Origin of the sequence: Erwinia sp. V90_4, from assembly GCF_029967685.1 — a bacterium.
In the GTDB taxonomy this organism is placed as follows: Bacteria; Pseudomonadota; Gammaproteobacteria; order Enterobacterales; family Enterobacteriaceae; genus Erwinia; species Erwinia aphidicola.
Map to the genome: position 1 here is coordinate 1 of NZ_JASCAQ010000046.1, position 15,328 is coordinate 15,328.

10 protein-coding genes are annotated in these 15,328 nt (G+C 55.8%); 3 read left to right on the forward strand and 7 right to left on the reverse strand.

Translation table 11 applies throughout. The features are described from left to right. From QLG07_RS11570 to wbaP, 4 genes are all read right to left on the reverse strand, one after another. On the reverse strand, nucleotides 1-2,114 hold a 2,114-nt coding region (locus tag QLG07_RS11570), incomplete at its 3' end, for a polysaccharide biosynthesis tyrosine autokinase (protein ID WP_282469255.1). Nucleotides 2,115-2,125: 11 nt separating this feature from the next. Further along, nucleotides 2,126-2,560 (reverse strand): protein-tyrosine-phosphatase, encoded by a 435-nt coding sequence (locus QLG07_RS11575; protein WP_048915574.1) that lies wholly within the window; start codon nucleotides 2,558-2,560, stop codon nucleotides 2,126-2,128. Nucleotides 2,561-2,575: 15 nt separating this feature from the next. Beyond that, nucleotides 2,576-3,709, reverse strand: coding sequence for a polysaccharide export protein (locus tag QLG07_RS11580; protein WP_048915573.1), 1,134 nt, complete (start codon nucleotides 3,707-3,709; stop codon nucleotides 2,576-2,578). Nucleotides 3,710-3,838: 129 nt separating this feature from the next. After that, nucleotides 3,839-5,272, reverse strand: coding sequence for an undecaprenyl-phosphate galactose phosphotransferase WbaP (wbaP, locus tag QLG07_RS11585; RefSeq protein ID WP_048915572.1), 1,434 nt, complete (start codon nucleotides 5,270-5,272; stop codon nucleotides 3,839-3,841). An 811-nt stretch (nucleotides 5,273-6,083) separates the two neighbouring features. Between wbaP and QLG07_RS11590 the strand changes: the two genes are divergently transcribed. Then, nucleotides 6,084-7,649 carry a TerC family protein gene (locus QLG07_RS11590; RefSeq protein WP_099754597.1) on the forward strand — a complete coding sequence of 522 codons (1,566 nt, stop codon included), beginning with the start codon at nucleotides 6,084-6,086 and terminating at the stop codon, nucleotides 7,647-7,649. A 92-nt stretch (nucleotides 7,650-7,741) separates the two neighbouring features. On the opposite strand, the gene asmA is transcribed toward QLG07_RS11590, so the two are convergent. From asmA to udk, 3 genes are all read right to left on the reverse strand, one after another. Next, nucleotides 7,742-9,589 (reverse strand): outer membrane assembly protein AsmA, encoded by a 1,848-nt coding sequence (gene asmA, locus QLG07_RS11595; RefSeq protein ID WP_099754598.1) that lies wholly within the window; start codon nucleotides 9,587-9,589, stop codon nucleotides 7,742-7,744. 90 nt (nucleotides 9,590-9,679) lie between these two features. After that, nucleotides 9,680-10,261 carry a dCTP deaminase gene (dcd, locus tag QLG07_RS11600; protein ID WP_048915569.1) on the reverse strand — a complete coding sequence of 194 codons (582 nt, stop codon included), beginning with the start codon at nucleotides 10,259-10,261 and terminating at the stop codon, nucleotides 9,680-9,682. A gap of 25 nt (nucleotides 10,262-10,286) precedes the next feature. Then, nucleotides 10,287-10,928: a uridine kinase gene (gene udk / locus QLG07_RS11605; RefSeq protein ID WP_048915568.1), complete on the reverse strand. Its 642-nt coding sequence runs from the start codon at nucleotides 10,926-10,928 to the stop codon at nucleotides 10,287-10,289. A gap of 189 nt (nucleotides 10,929-11,117) precedes the next feature. On the opposite strand from udk, the gene QLG07_RS11610 reads away from it, so the two are divergent. Together QLG07_RS11610 and QLG07_RS11615 are read left to right on the forward strand one after the other, a co-directional pair. After that, nucleotides 11,118-11,747, forward strand: a complete 630-nt coding sequence (locus tag QLG07_RS11610; protein ID WP_282469256.1) for a phosphatase PAP2 family protein — start codon at nucleotides 11,118-11,120, stop codon at nucleotides 11,745-11,747. 155 nt (nucleotides 11,748-11,902) lie between these two features. Next, nucleotides 11,903-15,241, forward strand: a complete 3,339-nt coding sequence (locus QLG07_RS11615) for a diguanylate cyclase (RefSeq protein WP_282469257.1) — start codon at nucleotides 11,903-11,905, stop codon at nucleotides 15,239-15,241. The last annotated feature ends 87 nt before the right edge of the window (nucleotides 15,242-15,328 follow it).

Sequence of the window (15,328 nt, forward strand, 5' to 3'; positions counted from 1 at the left end):
GCCTTACGCACTACGGCATTGAGGATCACCCCTTTAATATCGATACCATTCTGGGCGAAGCGCTTGTAGCTGAACTCGACCTCTTTCACGGTGTTGGTTTCGAAACGCGCCACCATCAGTGAAGTCCCTGCCATCTTGCCAATGATGGAGGCATCGGTCACAGCCAGAATCGGTGGCGTATCGATCAGCACCAGATCGTAGTTCTTGCTGGCCCAGTCGAGCAGCTCGCTCATGCGGTTATGCATTAACAGTTCGGACGGATTCGGTGGCACCTGGCCGCGGGCGATAAAGTCAAAGCCGTACGGACCGTGCTGCACCAGTTCACTGCTGAGCGGCGTTTTACCGGACAGGATGTTCGACAAACCGCTTTTGGTTTCCGCACCCAGCAGGTCGTGGGTGTATCCACGGCGCATATCACCATCGATGAACAGCACTTTCTGACCGGCCTGAGCCACCAGTGTCGCCAGGTTGGTACTGATAAAGGTTTTACCAATCCCCGGGCTGGCACCGGTAATCATCAGAATGTTGTTTTTCGCTTCCATCATCGCAAAGTGCAGGCTGGTACGCAGGCTGCGGATCGCTTCGATAGAGAGGTCGGTCGGGTTACCCAGCGCCAGCAGCGTGTTGTGCGGGTCAGCTTTGGCTTTCAGGCCGCGTTTGGCCAGCGCTTCAGCATCTTTCTTACGCTGCCAGTCGGAGAGCGGCACGCTGGCGTAAACGCTCAGGCCCAGCTCTTCCAGCTGCTCAGGGTTGTCGATACCGTGGTGGAACAGTGCCTTCAGCAGAATCACGCCTACGGAGACCACCAGGCCAACAATCAGGCTGGCGGCAATCAGCAGCAGTTTCTTCGGTGCCACAGGCGTACCGGCAGTTTCCGCATGGTCGATAATACGCACATCACCGACGGTGCTGGCTTTGCTGATGTTCAGCTCCTGCTGACGGTTCAGCAGCTGCATGTAGATCTCCTGCCCGGCCTGCACATCACGCGTCAGACGCACGATTTCCTGCTGGGTTTGCGGCATCTGGCTGATTTTGCCGTTCAGCTTTTTCTGCTGATCTTCCAGCGTCTGGCGTTTTTCCAGCAGCGCACGGTAGGTTGGGTGATCTTTCTTGAACAGCTGGGACACTTCTGCTTCACGGAAGGTCAGCTCGTTCAGCTGGCTCTGGATGCTGACGGAAGAGTCGAGCGCCGACTTGGCTTCCAGCGACATATCCACCGAGTCATTCTGGCGACGGTAGCTGTTGAGCTTATCTTCAGCCTGGTCCAGCTTAGCGCGCACTTCCGGCAGCTGGTGCTTAAGGAACTCGAGGCTCTTCTCGGCTTCTTCAGATTTACGCTCAACGTTCTGATACAGATAGTTGTTAATAATCTGGTTCAGGACCAGGCTGATCTGCTGCGGATCTTCACCGTTATAGGTCAGGCCCAGCACGCCGGTGTCTTTACCCATATCGGCCACGGTCAGGTTGCTGCTGACCAGTTTGATCGCCTGCAGGTCGCTGAGTTTGGTCACGGTGAAGCTGGTACCCTCATCCGCTTTAATGTCGCTGACCAGCATGGTGACATCGCCGTGCTGCTCGAACTGACCCACTTTACCTTTAAACAGCTCATCACCATCTTTGCTGACGGTGTAGCTGTCCGGGCCATCAACTTCAACGGTCAACTGACGCTTTTCCCACACCGCCGGCACTTTCATGCGCGAGATGGCGATCTGCGCCGGTTTGTTGCCCATCATGCGCGACAAACCTTTACCGATCAGCGGGAAGAAGTCTTCCTGCACCAGCACGTCGAGGCCAAGGTCCTGAACCGTTTTGCCCAGCACCATACGCGAGGTCACGATTTCCACTTCGGTCGCGGAGGCCGGCTGTGAATTCGGCATCATCTGCGTCAAATCATTCAGGACGGTGTTGGCGTTTTTCGACTCCACCTGCACCATTGCATCGGCGCTATAAATCGGTGTTGCGAACAGGCTGTACAGCGTGCCCATCAGCATAAACAGCGCTGTGACAGCCACAATGATCCAGCGATGGTCAATAAGTTGTCCCACAAGGTGCGCCAGATCGAATCCGCTAGAATCGTCTTTAGGCGCTGACGGTGCCTTACTTTTTATTTTCATGGAGGTCCCAACTATCGGCTTAATGCGTTGACCCATTTCTGGGCAGCGTTTTCAAGGATTCCGTACACGGCTTCAAAGGCATCGCGGCTTTTCTTATACGGGTCCGCTATTTCCTGCTGATTGATCCAGTGTCCAAACAGCATGGTTTTGCCACGTACGGAGGGGTTGATGCGGCACACCTGGTCGACATGTTTTTTTTCCATCACCAGGATCAGGTCATAATCCCGGCACATGTTCGAGGTGAGCTGCTGTGCCGCATGACCTTCCAGCGACACACCATGCTCACTGGCCACGCTGCTGGCGGTTTCGTCAGCAGCGTGATCAACCAGAGCGCCCAGCCCTGCGGAAGCGATATTCTTCTCAGGCAGTGCGGTTTTCAGCAGCCGTTCCCCGGTCGGGGAGCGGCAGATGTTGCCTACACAAACGACTAAGATTGAATTAATCATAATGATCCCCGAGGGTTACCAGTTATGAAGCGTCTGCACGGTTCGTGTCGCATCGTAAACACCACTGATGGTTGGGACCAGCTGTGAAATCACGCGGTTCCAACGTGCCAGAGGCGTCGAGGTGACATAAACGATGTCATAAGGTTCTAGCTGGAACTCAGTTCCCATTACCATCGCGGCGGCATCTTTAGTATTAAGCTGATAGATGTTGGCGATTTTACTGCGGTTTTGTCCACGAATCGGACGGATAACGAAGACGCCCGTTGCATCTGCCACGGTCTGGTCCATACCCTGTGCATTACCCAGCGCTTCCGACAGCGTCATACCGCTGCGGTCCATTTTCAGCGTGGCCTGCTGCTTGACTTCACCCATCACAAACACTTTGAGATCGTCATTACGCGGCACATAGAGAATGTCGCCCGGGTAGAGCAGATGGTTTTGCGACAGGTCGCCATTCTGCATCAGCGCCTGCAGCGAGATCGGCTGCTCCTGGCCGTTGTGCGTCAGCACCACGTTGCGCCAGTCGGCGTTGGCAGTCAGACCGCCCGCGGCATTGATCGCATCCAGAATCGTCAACGGCACGTTAGTGATTGGCTGCTGGCCAGAGGTGGTCACTTCCCCGGTCACGTAAGTTTTTTGCGATTTGAACGAGGCGATGCTGACATCCACCTGCGGGCTTTCGATGTACTGCGCCAGACGGCGGGCAATCTCATCGCGCACTTCCTGCACGGTACGGCCGGCAACGCGCACGCGGCCGATGTACGGATAGAAGATGGTGCCGTCGGAATGTACCCAGTTACCGGTGTCGCTGGCGCTACGATACTGACCGGCTGGCGTGGTCAGTTCCGGGTGATCCCAGACGGTCACGGTCAGGACATCGCCCACACCAACGCGGTATTCATAGTTCTGCACCTCGCGCTGCAGACCGGCATTGGCCTGCGCCACAACGGGCTTCGGCTTCATGCGTTCTACCAGGCTTGGCGTCAGCGGGTAGACATTGACGTATTTATCAATGTCGAAGTCGCTGTCCTGTTGCTTGACGACATCTTTCCCCATGGTGGAGAGATGACTGCCCGGCTCGATAGTACAGCCGGAAAGGAGTGCTGCCGATACCAGCAGGGGTATCAATTTAGTTTTGATTGTAATCATCTAGTTCATCGCTATCAGTAATTTGAATGATAGTGGCGAGACCGCCGCTGTGTAGCGTCTAAAAGTAGCTAATTGCTCAAATCAGGCACTGGTACTGTTGGTCATTATCTTTAGCCCCCTGGCTTCGTTTTAATAAGCCCCATCGCGTTTCAACACCACGCCGACGGTTTTAAATAAGATGGCGATATCGTTCCACAGTGACCAGTTCTTCACGTACCAGGAGTCGAAGTAAACACGGGTTTCATAGTCCACGTCGTTACGCCCACTCACCTGCCACAATCCAGTCATGCCTGGTTTAGCCATAAAGTAGTAATCAACATCCCCCGCATAACGCTCCAGTTCGGCTTCGATCACCGGACGTGGACCCACCAGGCTCATCTCACCGCGCACCACGTTCCACAGCTGCGGCAGTTCATCAAGGCTGGTTTTGCGGATGAAATGGCCAACGCGGGTAATGCGCGGGTCATTTTTCAGCTTAAAGTCTTTATCCCATTCTTCACGCGCTGCCGGGTCGGTTCGCAGCACCTCCTCCAGAACCTCCTTGGAGTTCACTACCATTGAGCGGAACTTCAGACATTTGAATTTGCGGCCGTTAAGGCCCACGCGTTCGTGACCGTAGATAGGCGCCCCACCATCGCGGGAGACCATAAAGATCAGGACAGCCAATGCGGGCATCAGCATGGTGATAATGCTCAGCGCACCCACAATATCGAAGCTGCGTTTCAGGAAACGCGAAGTGCGCTTGGCGAGATTGTTATTTACGCGCAGGATCATCACTTCATGACTGAAGATATATGCCATATCCGTGCCATAAAGCGGAACGCCGCGTAAAGAAGGGATGACCGAAACAGAACGGCAGTTATGCTTAGCCAGATTTTTCAGCCACAGATCGCGCGACTGGCTCTGCTCATATTCCACGGCCACGATAAACTGCGTTTCGCTGTTTACCAGTGACCATAGCTGCTGCTCATCTTTGAGTACCGGAATACCAAACAGCTCCAGAGCGGGCTGGCTACCGTCAACATCAAAGAATGCCACCACGTCGAAGCCCATCACTTCTTCGCTTTGCAGCGCTTTATACGCCTCTTCCGCATTCTTACCGCTGCCAAGAATAATGGACTGTTTCTTCCATAACTTGTTGCGGTTAAGCACGCGTTTCACTACCGAGCGCCCGATTGGAATCATCACCATCGCCAGCAGCCAGGTTAATACCCAGATCCAGCGGGAGAGTTCCCATTTGGACAGTGCGCTAATCGACAGATCAACAATGGAGAACACCAGAATTGTTCTGAAGACTTCTTTTAACTCAAACCAGAACGGCTTGCGGTAAGTGTAATGGCGTAATCTCACCCAGAACCAGCCAACACAAACTACAGAGAGTAAAATATGTGTTGCTATTTTCAGGTTTAGATCGTGAGCCGGTATTTCTGACAGAATATCACCAGGCAAACTATTAATCAGCATAATGGCAATTGCCAGTGCTGCATTAAAACAGATGAGATCTGAAAGAGCCAATGACAGTTTTATTAACAACCCTTTAAAGGTAAATTCAATATCGCGCATAGTTAACTCGTAATTTTTATCTTAGGAAGCCTGTGTTTTATTGGTTTCAAACCTGAAGATGCGTGTCTTAGCAACACGGCGGTTATTACACAGGAAACTTATTTAGGGAGTCTGGCAAAAAGGTCATTATAGCTGCATAGCGGCAAGAGATTTTGGCAATAAAATCAACATAAACGTTTACTGTCCGCGGCGCTTCCTGAACAGTCTCAAGACTCGTCAGGACACGCTACCGCCCCTGGCTTGTAGCTGCCAATGCGCTGTAAATGTTTCCGTACCATGTTGTTCACCCGTCATCTCTTACGGCAGGCTTTAGCGTTTATCAGCAAGTTGCGTGTCGAATCACATAAATCAACATCCAACCGCTCAGCACTGCGCTAAATACAACATCCACGCAGACATTCAGTAACACGTTGCTATACTAGTTATAACTGGCCTGTTTACAAGAGGCTCCCTGCGCCCGTACCTTCTTTTAGGAATAAGACTACCTTACGACTGTGTCAGTACCACTCATAGCCCCACCCCTTACACAGTAAAATTCGGAATTAGCCCATATAGCAATTTAAGACTAATCCTGCTCGGTGCGTTATTACCCGTTAAGTATCACGCTTTAATCAGATAGCCCCTATACGATTATTCCTGAAAGCCATCAGATTAAGAATTTCGGAAGTAATGGGTTAATAACACAGCGTGATTGCTGTTTTTTTGTTCGCCAGCCTGCTAAGCAAAAGGCGCAGAAATGCCGTTGCAGGTTGAAATGCCCGGCAAAGCGTCCCATCATTGAAATATTGCAAATGCTGTTCAGGTGAAAACAATGTTCGAATGGATCGCCGACCCGTCAATATGGGCTGGCCTGGTCACGTTAGTGGTACTGGAACTGGTGCTGGGCATTGACAACCTGGTGTTCATTGCCATTCTGGCGGAAAAACTCCCCCCTGCCCTGCGCGACCGGGCGCGCGTAACCGGATTACTGCTGGCGCTGGTGATGCGCCTGCTGCTGCTGGCTTCAATTTCCTGGCTCTCTTCACTGACCGCACCATTATTCAGCGTGGGCGCGCACCCCTTTAGTGCACGCGACCTGATCATGCTGGTCGGCGGATTATTCCTGCTTTTTAAGGCCACCATGGAGTTGAATGAGCGGCTGGAAGGCAAGGATGATGAAGAGGGGCCGCAGAAGCGTGGCGCACGTTTCTGGCCAGTGGTGGCGCAAATCGTGGTGCTGGATGCGGTATTCTCACTCGACTCGGTGATTACTGCCGTCGGAATGGTAGACCACCTGGCCGTGATGATGGCCGCAGTGATTATCGCAATCCTGCTGATGCTGCTGGCCAGTAAGCCGCTCACCCGCTTCGTCAACGGCCACCCCACGATTATTATTCTCTGCCTGAGCTTCCTGCTGATGATTGGCTTTAGCCTGGTGGCTGACGGCTTTGGCTACGCGATCCCGAAAGGCTATCTGTACGCGGCGATTGGCTTCTCGGTAATTATTGAAGCGCTTAACCAGCTGGCGCACTTTAACCGCCGACGTTTCCTGTCAGGCAATGCCCCGCTGCGCAAACGCACCGCAGAAGCCGTTCTGCGCCTGCTGCGCGGGCATCATGAAGAGTCAGAGCTGGATGCTGAAACCGCCTCGCTGGTGGCCGATAATCCAGGGCGTAAAGCGATCTTTAATAAGCAGGAGCGCATGATGATTGCACGCGTGCTGGCCATGGGCCAGCGCAGCGTCAGCAGCATTATGACTTCACGCCACGATATTGAGCATATTGATCTCGCCGAAACGCCGCAGCAAATTATGGCGTTGCTGGATAATAACCAGCACACGCGATTGATTATTACCGAGGGCAATGACGACCCACTCGGCGTGGTCCATGTCATTGACCTGCTGAAGCAGGCGCTGCACGGCAACGATCTCGACCTGCGGGGGTTAATTCGCCAGCCGCTGGTGTTCCCGGAGCAGCTCTCCCTGCTGCCCGCGCTGGAGCAGTTTCGCAACGCGCGTACCCACTTTGCCTTTGTGGTCGATGAGTTTGGTTCGGTCGAGGGCGTGGTCACGCTGAGTGACGTCATGGAAACCATTGCCGGTAATCTGCCCAATGAGGGGGAGAAAACCGACCCGCGCTATGATATTGAGCAGCACAGCGACGGCAGCTGGACCGCCAACGGCCATATGCCGCTGGATGATTTAGCCATGCATCTGCCGCTGGAACTGGATGATAAGCGTGAGTACCACACCCTGGCGGGCCTGCTGATGGAACATTTGCAGCACGTGCCGCAGGAGGGAGAAGAGGTGGAGGTCGGCCAGTATCTGTTCCGTACCCTGCAGGTGGACAGCCACCGGGTGCAGAAAGTGCAGATCGTTCCGTTAAATATCACCCCATAATGCTAACTGTAGGGGCGGACCCTCTTTTTCGGTCCGCCCGGTGCAAACATCCGCACGGGTCGACCGCAAAAAATGGTCGACCCCTACAGCTTTTACATATCCTTGAGTAACTTTTTCGCATCGCTGTTTTTGTCACTGTCCGGGTTGCGGCCAATCCACTCTTTCAGGCGTTGGCGCGCTTCGTCACGCAGCTGCTGGCGCAGCACATCATCCACCTTCAGGTTGTAGTTAATCGCTGACCACGGACCGTAAATGCGCAGCGGCACCGGCGTTTGCTGCAGGCGTTTAACCAGCGTGTCGTCGCCGCTCCAGCCCGCCGTCACCGTGACGCCAAAGCGCACATCCAGCGCCCGCTTAACCAAATCAACGCTGCCCGCACCGGTATAGTTCAGCAGGTTCGAGCGGGCATCCAGCGTGCCGAAATCAATCACCCCATTGTTCAAGGTGGCGCTGCCGGTAATTGACTGCAGGTCCGGAATATTCTCATCGCCCTGGCCGTGCACTTTGCTGCTGCTATTTTCCACCGCACGCTGAATCAGCTGTTGGAAATTCAGCCCGGCGAACTGGGCATTCTCCACACTAAGCTGGGCTTTGCCCCGCCACTGGCGTTTAAAGTCATCCACGCTCAGGCCGCTGCCGGTAAAATTGCCGTTTAGCGACAGAACGCCGCTGACGGTGTCCGGCATGGCGAAACTTTTCAGCAGCGGTGGCAGATTGATTTGATGCAGTTCAGGAGCCAGCGTCACGCGCGTCGTGGCGGTACGCACATCAACGGTCCCGGGCAGCGAGAAACTGCCGTTTTCAGACTGCCCTTTAAAGTTGTCCACCGTCAGCAGCCCGTCTTTACTCACGCCATGCACCGCAACCTTGCTGAACGGCATACCGCGCCAGCGCAGCTGATCCACCGCCAGCGTCAGTTCACCGTCCATCGCGTTCAGCACCGAATCGGCATTATCAGATTCAGGAGTGCTGGAGATCACCGGCCCGCGCCCGCTGCGCTGATCTGACCCGCTGGTGCTGTCCTCGGCATCGGCGACAAATCCGAACAGCGAGTCAAGATTCAGGCTGGGCGAGTGCAGATCGGCCAACAGCTGCGGCCGCTGGCCGAGGGTGCCCGAAAGGGTACCGGCCAGCGTGCTGTCGTTGGCGCTGAGGCTGAAATCGCTCAGTTCGAAACGCTGAGCGGTTGCCGCCCAGCGCGCTTTCATCTGCCCTTTACCCTTGATGCCCTCCTGCGGCAGATCGGCCCCTTTCAGCTGGTAATCAAGCTGGTTAACCAACGCGCTGAGGTGCTTCGGGTAATCGGTGATATCGAGATCGGCATCAAAGTGCAGCTGCAGTTCACGCTGATCGCGGTTGATGCGGCTGCTGAATTCAATGTGTGCCTGGCGCGGCTGAGTTTGATCGAGCGACAGATTAAAATCGCGCACGTTAAGCTGCTCGCCGTTATTTTGCTGCCAGACCAGCAGGCTGTCGTTGATACGCAGGCGGGAGATATCAAAGCGCCAGCCGCGCGTCACCTCATCCACCGACAGCTCGCTGTTGTCGCTGGCCGGGCCAATCGGTGCATCTGCCGGGCGCTGGCTTTCGCTGTCCGGCGTCAGGCGCACCACCGCCCCTTTCAGCATCACCTGCTTAACGGAAAGCTGATGGGAGAGCAGCGGCAGTAAGTTGACGTCGAGGCGCATATTGTCTGCGTGGACAATCGGCTGGGCCGCACCGGGTGCGGTCAGGGTGATCGGGCCGGAAAGAATGCTGAGCTGCGGCCAGACGTGCCAGCGCAGCTCACCGTTCAGCGCCAGCTGATAGCCGCTGCGCTGCTCGACCTGACGGATCATATAGGCGCGAAAATCATTCGGATTGACCAGCACCACTAACGCAGTCATTCCTGCCACCATCACCACCAGGAGGATGGCCAGTGTGGTTATCAATCTTTTCATGCCTACTCCTTAAACCCTTCATCTTTCAAATTGCAGGTGTGTTGGCTGCCTTCCTGCAACCTGAAATCTCTTGGGCCTGACATCTGTCCGCTAGTCTTTATCTATCCGGCTGGCGTCGGCACCCTGCTGACCCTTGTACTTGGCATCCTGGCGGCTGTTATAAGGACGAGCAGCCGGCCCGGAAAGTGGCTCAAAACTGAGTGCGCCAATCAGCATCCCGGGGCGCAGCGCCAGCGGTAGCTTACCTGAATTATAGAACTCCAGCACGATGCGACCCTGCCAGCCAGGGTCGATGCGGTGCGCCGTAACGTGCACCATCAGGCCAAGGCGCGCCAGCGAAGAGCGCCCGTCCAGCCAGCCGACTAAATCGTCAGGCAGCGTGACGGATTCAAACGTCACCGCCAGCGCCAGCTCGCCAGGATGAAGATAAAAAGCATCCCCTTCCGGCAGCACAATCTCGTCGCTCATCACGCGGTCAAGCGCTGCGCTGACTTCATCCTTAGGGCCGCTTAAATCGATAAAGGGGGCCGTATGGCCGCGAAAGGTGCGGAACTGGTTGCCCAGACGCACATCAACGGTTGCTCCATTGATACGCTCAACCGGCGGGCGCGGCTCAATGCCCAGCTTGCCGTTGTCGAGCCAGGCTTCTATATCGCGGTCACATAATCTCATTGCGCTACTCCAGCTGACGCTTCGATCATTCGAAGAACTGATTAATTTTTGCTTTCAGGATATCGATAGCAATGCGGTTTTTACCGCCGCGCGGCACGATGATATCGGCGTACTGTTTGGACGGTTCGATAAACTGCAGGAACATCGGGCGCACTGTCTTCTGATACTGTGCCATGACCGAATCCATCGAGCGGCCGCGTTCGTTAACATCACGCTTCATACGGCGCATCAGGCAGATATCCAGCGGCGTGTCGACGAAGATGGAGAAGTTCATCTCCTGGCGCAGGCGCGCATCGGTCAGCAGCAGAATGCCTTCAAGAATAATCACTTTCTTCGGTTTGAGAATAATCGTTTGCGAGGTGCGGGTATGCTCAACGTAGCTGTAGACCGGCAGTTCAATCTGCTGCCCTGCTTTCAGCATCTGCAGATGTTGCAGCAGGAGGCTGTGATCCATGGCGCTCGGGTGGTCGTAGTTGGTTTTGACCCGCTCTTCCATGGTTAAATGGCTTTGGTCTTTGTAATAGGCATCCTCTGGGATAACGCCGATGTTTTCATCACCCACCCGATCGCGCACTTCACGATACAGCGTACTGGCAATAAGACTTTTTCCCGAGGCAGATGCGCCCGCGATACCTACGATGACGCACTGGTGTGACTTGTCAGTCATATATTAAAGACCTGATTTTGAGACGATATTAAAAAGTATGAATACACCTGGATGGAACGCCGCAATTATAGGGAGTTAGCCGCTCTGATGCCAGAGAAAAGCGCCCTTGCTGTTTTCGGACTTTCCCGTTAGGCGACAAATGCTTTCACCGTTAAACTGGACAGCAGAAAAACAGCAAAAGGAAACAGCGTGTCCTGGCATCTCATTCATCTCCTGACTTACTTTGGCGACAGCATGTTGCTGATCCCGACCGCCATTATTATGGCGCTGCTGCTGCACTGGAAAAGTGACGATAAGCGCACCGCGTGGTACTGGGTGCTGGCGTTTTGCGCGGCGGGTGCAGTAGTTAGTCTGTCTAAAATTGCCTTTCTCGGATTTGGCATCGGCAGCGCACGCTTTAATTTTACCGGGTTCAGCGGCCACAGCGCGATGTCTGCCACCCTGTGGCCGGTGATGCTGTGGCTGCTGAGCGGCCGCCTTAGCAACTTCTGGCGCGGGCTGGCGCTGGTTGTCGGCTATCTGATCCCGCTGATGGTGGGGATTTCACGCCTGGTGCTTAACTACCACTCCACCAGCGAAGTCATCTGCGGTCTGATCCTCGGTTTCACCCTCAGCACCGCCTTCCTCGTCAGCCAGCGCCGCATCCGCCCGCACGGATTCTCCCCCGTCCAGCTGTGCATTGCCCTGCTGCTGCCGCTGTTGCTGATTGGTCATGGGCGCATCGCCACCACTCAGCAGTTTTTACAGCGTCTGTCGGTGCAGATAGCCGGCATCGACCATGCCTGGACGCGCGAAGAGCTGCTGAAGCTGCGCCAGTAACAAGATTCACTGGCCGCCCCGCGCGGCCACAATCGCCGGTCAATCGTCCGAATACAGGCATCTTTGTATTTCGCGCGCTGCATCGCTTATTTCTTATGCTAGCATGGCAAAAGTTATTAAGATTACGCCTATATCGGCGCCGTGCTGGATGTGTGATGACGATAGAAACTTTGCCCCGCCCCGAGACCTCTCCCCAACCCTGGCTTAACGTCGGGCTGCTGGGGGTATTGAGTTTTGTCGTCACGTTTTACTGCCTGGAACTGATTAAGGTCAGCGGGCAGATCTCCCCGCTCTGGTTCTCTACCGCCCTGATGACCATCGTGGTGTTCCGCAACCCACGCCGCACGCTGCCGCTGCTGTTACTCGGCTGCGTGCTGGGCGTTGCCTGCGCCAATGCGCTGGTGATTGGCCCGGCTCTGTCTAACCTTCTCTTCCCGCTGATCAACCTGATCCAGGCGCTGCTCGGCGGCGCTCTGCTGCGCCTGCTGCTCGATCGCCATGCGCCGCTTAGCTCGTTATTAAGCTGGAGTAAAATGTTGGTGGCCGTGGGGATTTTCACCCCGCTGGTCGGCGGGCTGCTGGCCAGCTGGCTGCTGGACATTCATGGTCATGCCTCGCTGCGCTTCTTTACGACCTGGGTCATGTCTGAAGTGGTCGGCATGCTGGCAATCGGACCGGTCTGCCTGCTGTGGCAGCGCGATTATGTGCGCCGCCACCTGCGTCAAAATGTGCTGTTTGAAGCCCTGCTGACGCTGACCGCCACGCTGGCGCTGTGTTGGGTCACGCTGCGCTATGCGCCCTGGCCATTTACCTTCGTGATTGTGATCCTGTTCTACAGCGCGGTTCGCCTGCCGCGCCTGGAAGCTTTTGTGGTCTATCTCGCCACCGTATCGATGATGTCGCTGATGCTGGTGTTCCAGCTGATCCCCACCGACACCACCGCGCGCCAGCTGCTCTCCATGCCCTGGGTCCCCTTCCTGCTGGCGCTGATCCCCAGCCATATGATGACGCTGGTGATGCACTCCTTCCGCGAAGAGCGCAAACATATCTCGGAGAGCGAAACGCGTTTCCGCCATGCCATGGAGTTTTCCGCCATCGGCATGGCGCTGGTTTCCCCCTCCGGCCAGTGGTTACAGGTCAATAAATCCCTGTGCAAACTGCTGGGGTACACCCCGAAAGAGCTGCTGTCGCTTAACTTCCAGCAGCTGACCCATCCGGACGACCTCAACGCCGACCTGACGCAGCTGCATGCGCTGCTGACGGCAGAGGTCGACAACTACAGCATGGAAAAACGCTATCTGCGCAAGGACGGCGAGATTGTCTGGACGCTGCTGGCGGTGTCGCTGGTGCGCGACAGCGAGCACACTCCGCTGTATCTCATCGCACAGATCGAAGATATCACCGGCCTGAAGCAGACCGAAAAGGTCAACCAGCGCCTGATGGAACGCATCACGCTGGCGAATGAGGCGGGCGGGATTGGCGTCTGGGAGTGGGATTTTAATAGCGGCACCATGAGCTGGGATAAGCGCATGTTCCAGATCTATCAGTTACCCAGTGCGATGCAGGCCAGTTATCTGACATGGGTAAACAGCCTGCACCCCGCCGACCGGGAGATGGCGATTAAAGTCTTTGATGATGCTGCCAGAAATGGCACCCCGGCGGACGTGGAATTTCGTATTGAAACCGCCACTGGCATTCGCTACATCCGCAGCCAGGGCAGCATCGTGCTGGATGAGAAAGGCAATGTCGAACGCATGCTGGGTATTAACCAGGATGTCACCGCTATGCGCCTGCTGACCGACGCGCTGTATCAGGAAAAAGAGCGGATGCACATCACGCTCGACGCCATCGGCGAAGCGGTGATCAGCACCGATGAAGAGATGCGGGTCATCTTTATGAACCCGGTGGCCGAGAAGATGAGCGGCTGGCTGCAGCATCAGGCTTCCGGCAGGCCGCTAAGTGATATTCTGCGTATCACCCACGGCAGCCATGGCCCCCGCATGGATAATCTGCTGCAGTGCGATGTGCCGCAGGAAAAAACGCCGGGCGACTTTGACGCCGAGCTGGTGCTGCATAACCGCTCCGGCGAGCAGTACGCCATTCACTACAGCCTGTCGCCGTTGAGCACACTGCAAGGCGAGCAAATCGGCAGCGTGATGGTAATTCAGGACGTCAGCGAGTCGCGGGAGATGATGAAGCGCCTGAGCTACAGCGCCTCGCACGATATGCTGACGCGCCTGCCGAACCGGGTCAGCTTCGAGCGTCAGCTAAAACGCCTGATCGCCAGCGCCAGCGAGCATCAGGTGCAGCATGCGCTGGTGTTTATCGACCTCGACCGCTTTAAGGCGGTGAACGATACCGCAGGCCACGCGGCGGGCGATGCGCTGCTGCGCGAAATCTCCGGGGTGATGCAGCATCACCTGCGCGGCACGGATTTCCTTGCCCGCCTCGGCGGCGACGAATTCGGCGTGCTGCTGGCGGAGTGCAGCATGGAGAAAGCCAGTGAGGCGGTCGGCCGCATCGTTGATGCCGTTAACCAGCATCGCTTTCTTTGGGAGGGCCGCCTGCACCGCGTCGGGGCCAGCGCCGGGTTAACCGTGATTACCCGGGAGAATGCCAGCGCCAGCGAGCTGATGGCCCAGGCCGACCTCGCCTGCTATAACGCTAAGCATAACGGCCGGGGTCAACTGTCGGTGTATGAAAATCACCTGCACCAGCGCCTGAAGCCAGTGATGAGCCGCATTGAAAATGAGCAGATTATCACCCAGCAGCCGATGCGCCTGCAGATCCGCGCCGCCGCCCCGCCGCGCAAAATTCATGCGGTCAGCTTCTGGCTGGCGGAGATGCAGCTGTTTACCCCGGAAGGTTATGAGATTGATGAGGCCAGCTTCCGCGCTGGCTTACAGGATGGTGAGCTGTTCGTTGCGCTCGACCGCAAGCTGATGAGTGAGTTTTTCCAGCACTATGCGCAGGGAGTAATCGGCAAGTCGCTGACGCTGGCCCTGCCGCTTTCCGGCTTCGGGCTGCGTGAGGATGCCTTTATCAGTGACGCGCTGGCGATGATAGGGCGCTATAACGTTCCGGATCATCTGCTGTGGTTCACCATCAATGCCGATGTGCTCAGCCAGCCGGACGAGCGCCTGCATGCTAATATCGGCCGCCTGCGCGCTGCCGGCTGCCGCATCGTGCTGCGCGATTTTGGCCGCAATCTTGATGCCTTCAATCAGCTGCCCGCTGATGAGATTGATTACCTGATCCTCGCCCCGGAACTGGTCAGTAACGTCCACTGTAATCTGATGGACGAAATGATGGTGTCAATTATTCACGGTCACGCCCAGCGCCAGGGGATCCTGACGCTGGCCGGCCCGGTCGACCTGCCCGCCGCGCTTAATACTCTGTCATCAATCGGTATTGATGCCGTGTGGGGCGATGCCATCGCCGCACCCCAGCCATTATCTACGCTGCTGGTGAACAGCTATTTTGCGATTAAGTGACCGATGACGAGCGGTAATTTTCTCCGTTAGAGGTATTCACATGAGTTCTTCATCCTTGTTTAAACTGGCCAAATGCTTAAATTAAGC

Excerpts from the sequence above, each read along its gene's own strand:
- wbaP (WP_048915572.1), bottom strand. The coding sequence starts at position 5,272 with ATGCGCGATATTGAATTTACCTTTAAAGGGTTGTTAATAAAACTGTCA.
- QLG07_RS11575 (WP_048915574.1), bottom strand. The coding sequence starts at position 2,560 with ATGATTAATTCAATCTTAGTCGTTTGTGTAGGCAACATCTGCCGCTCC.
- QLG07_RS11580 (WP_048915573.1), bottom strand. The coding sequence starts at position 3,709 with ATGATTACAATCAAAACTAAATTGATACCCCTGCTGGTATCGGCAGCA.
- asmA (WP_099754598.1), bottom strand. The coding sequence starts at position 9,589 with ATGAAAAGATTGATAACCACACTGGCCATCCTCCTGGTGGTGATGGTG.
- QLG07_RS11590 (WP_099754597.1), top strand. The coding sequence starts at position 6,084 with ATGTTCGAATGGATCGCCGACCCGTCAATATGGGCTGGCCTGGTCACG.
- udk (WP_048915568.1), bottom strand. The coding sequence starts at position 10,928 with ATGACTGACAAGTCACACCAGTGCGTCATCGTAGGTATCGCGGGCGCA.
- QLG07_RS11615 (WP_282469257.1), top strand. The coding sequence starts at position 11,903 with ATGACGATAGAAACTTTGCCCCGCCCCGAGACCTCTCCCCAACCCTGG.
- dcd (WP_048915569.1), bottom strand. The coding sequence starts at position 10,261 with ATGAGATTATGTGACCGCGATATAGAAGCCTGGCTCGACAACGGCAAG.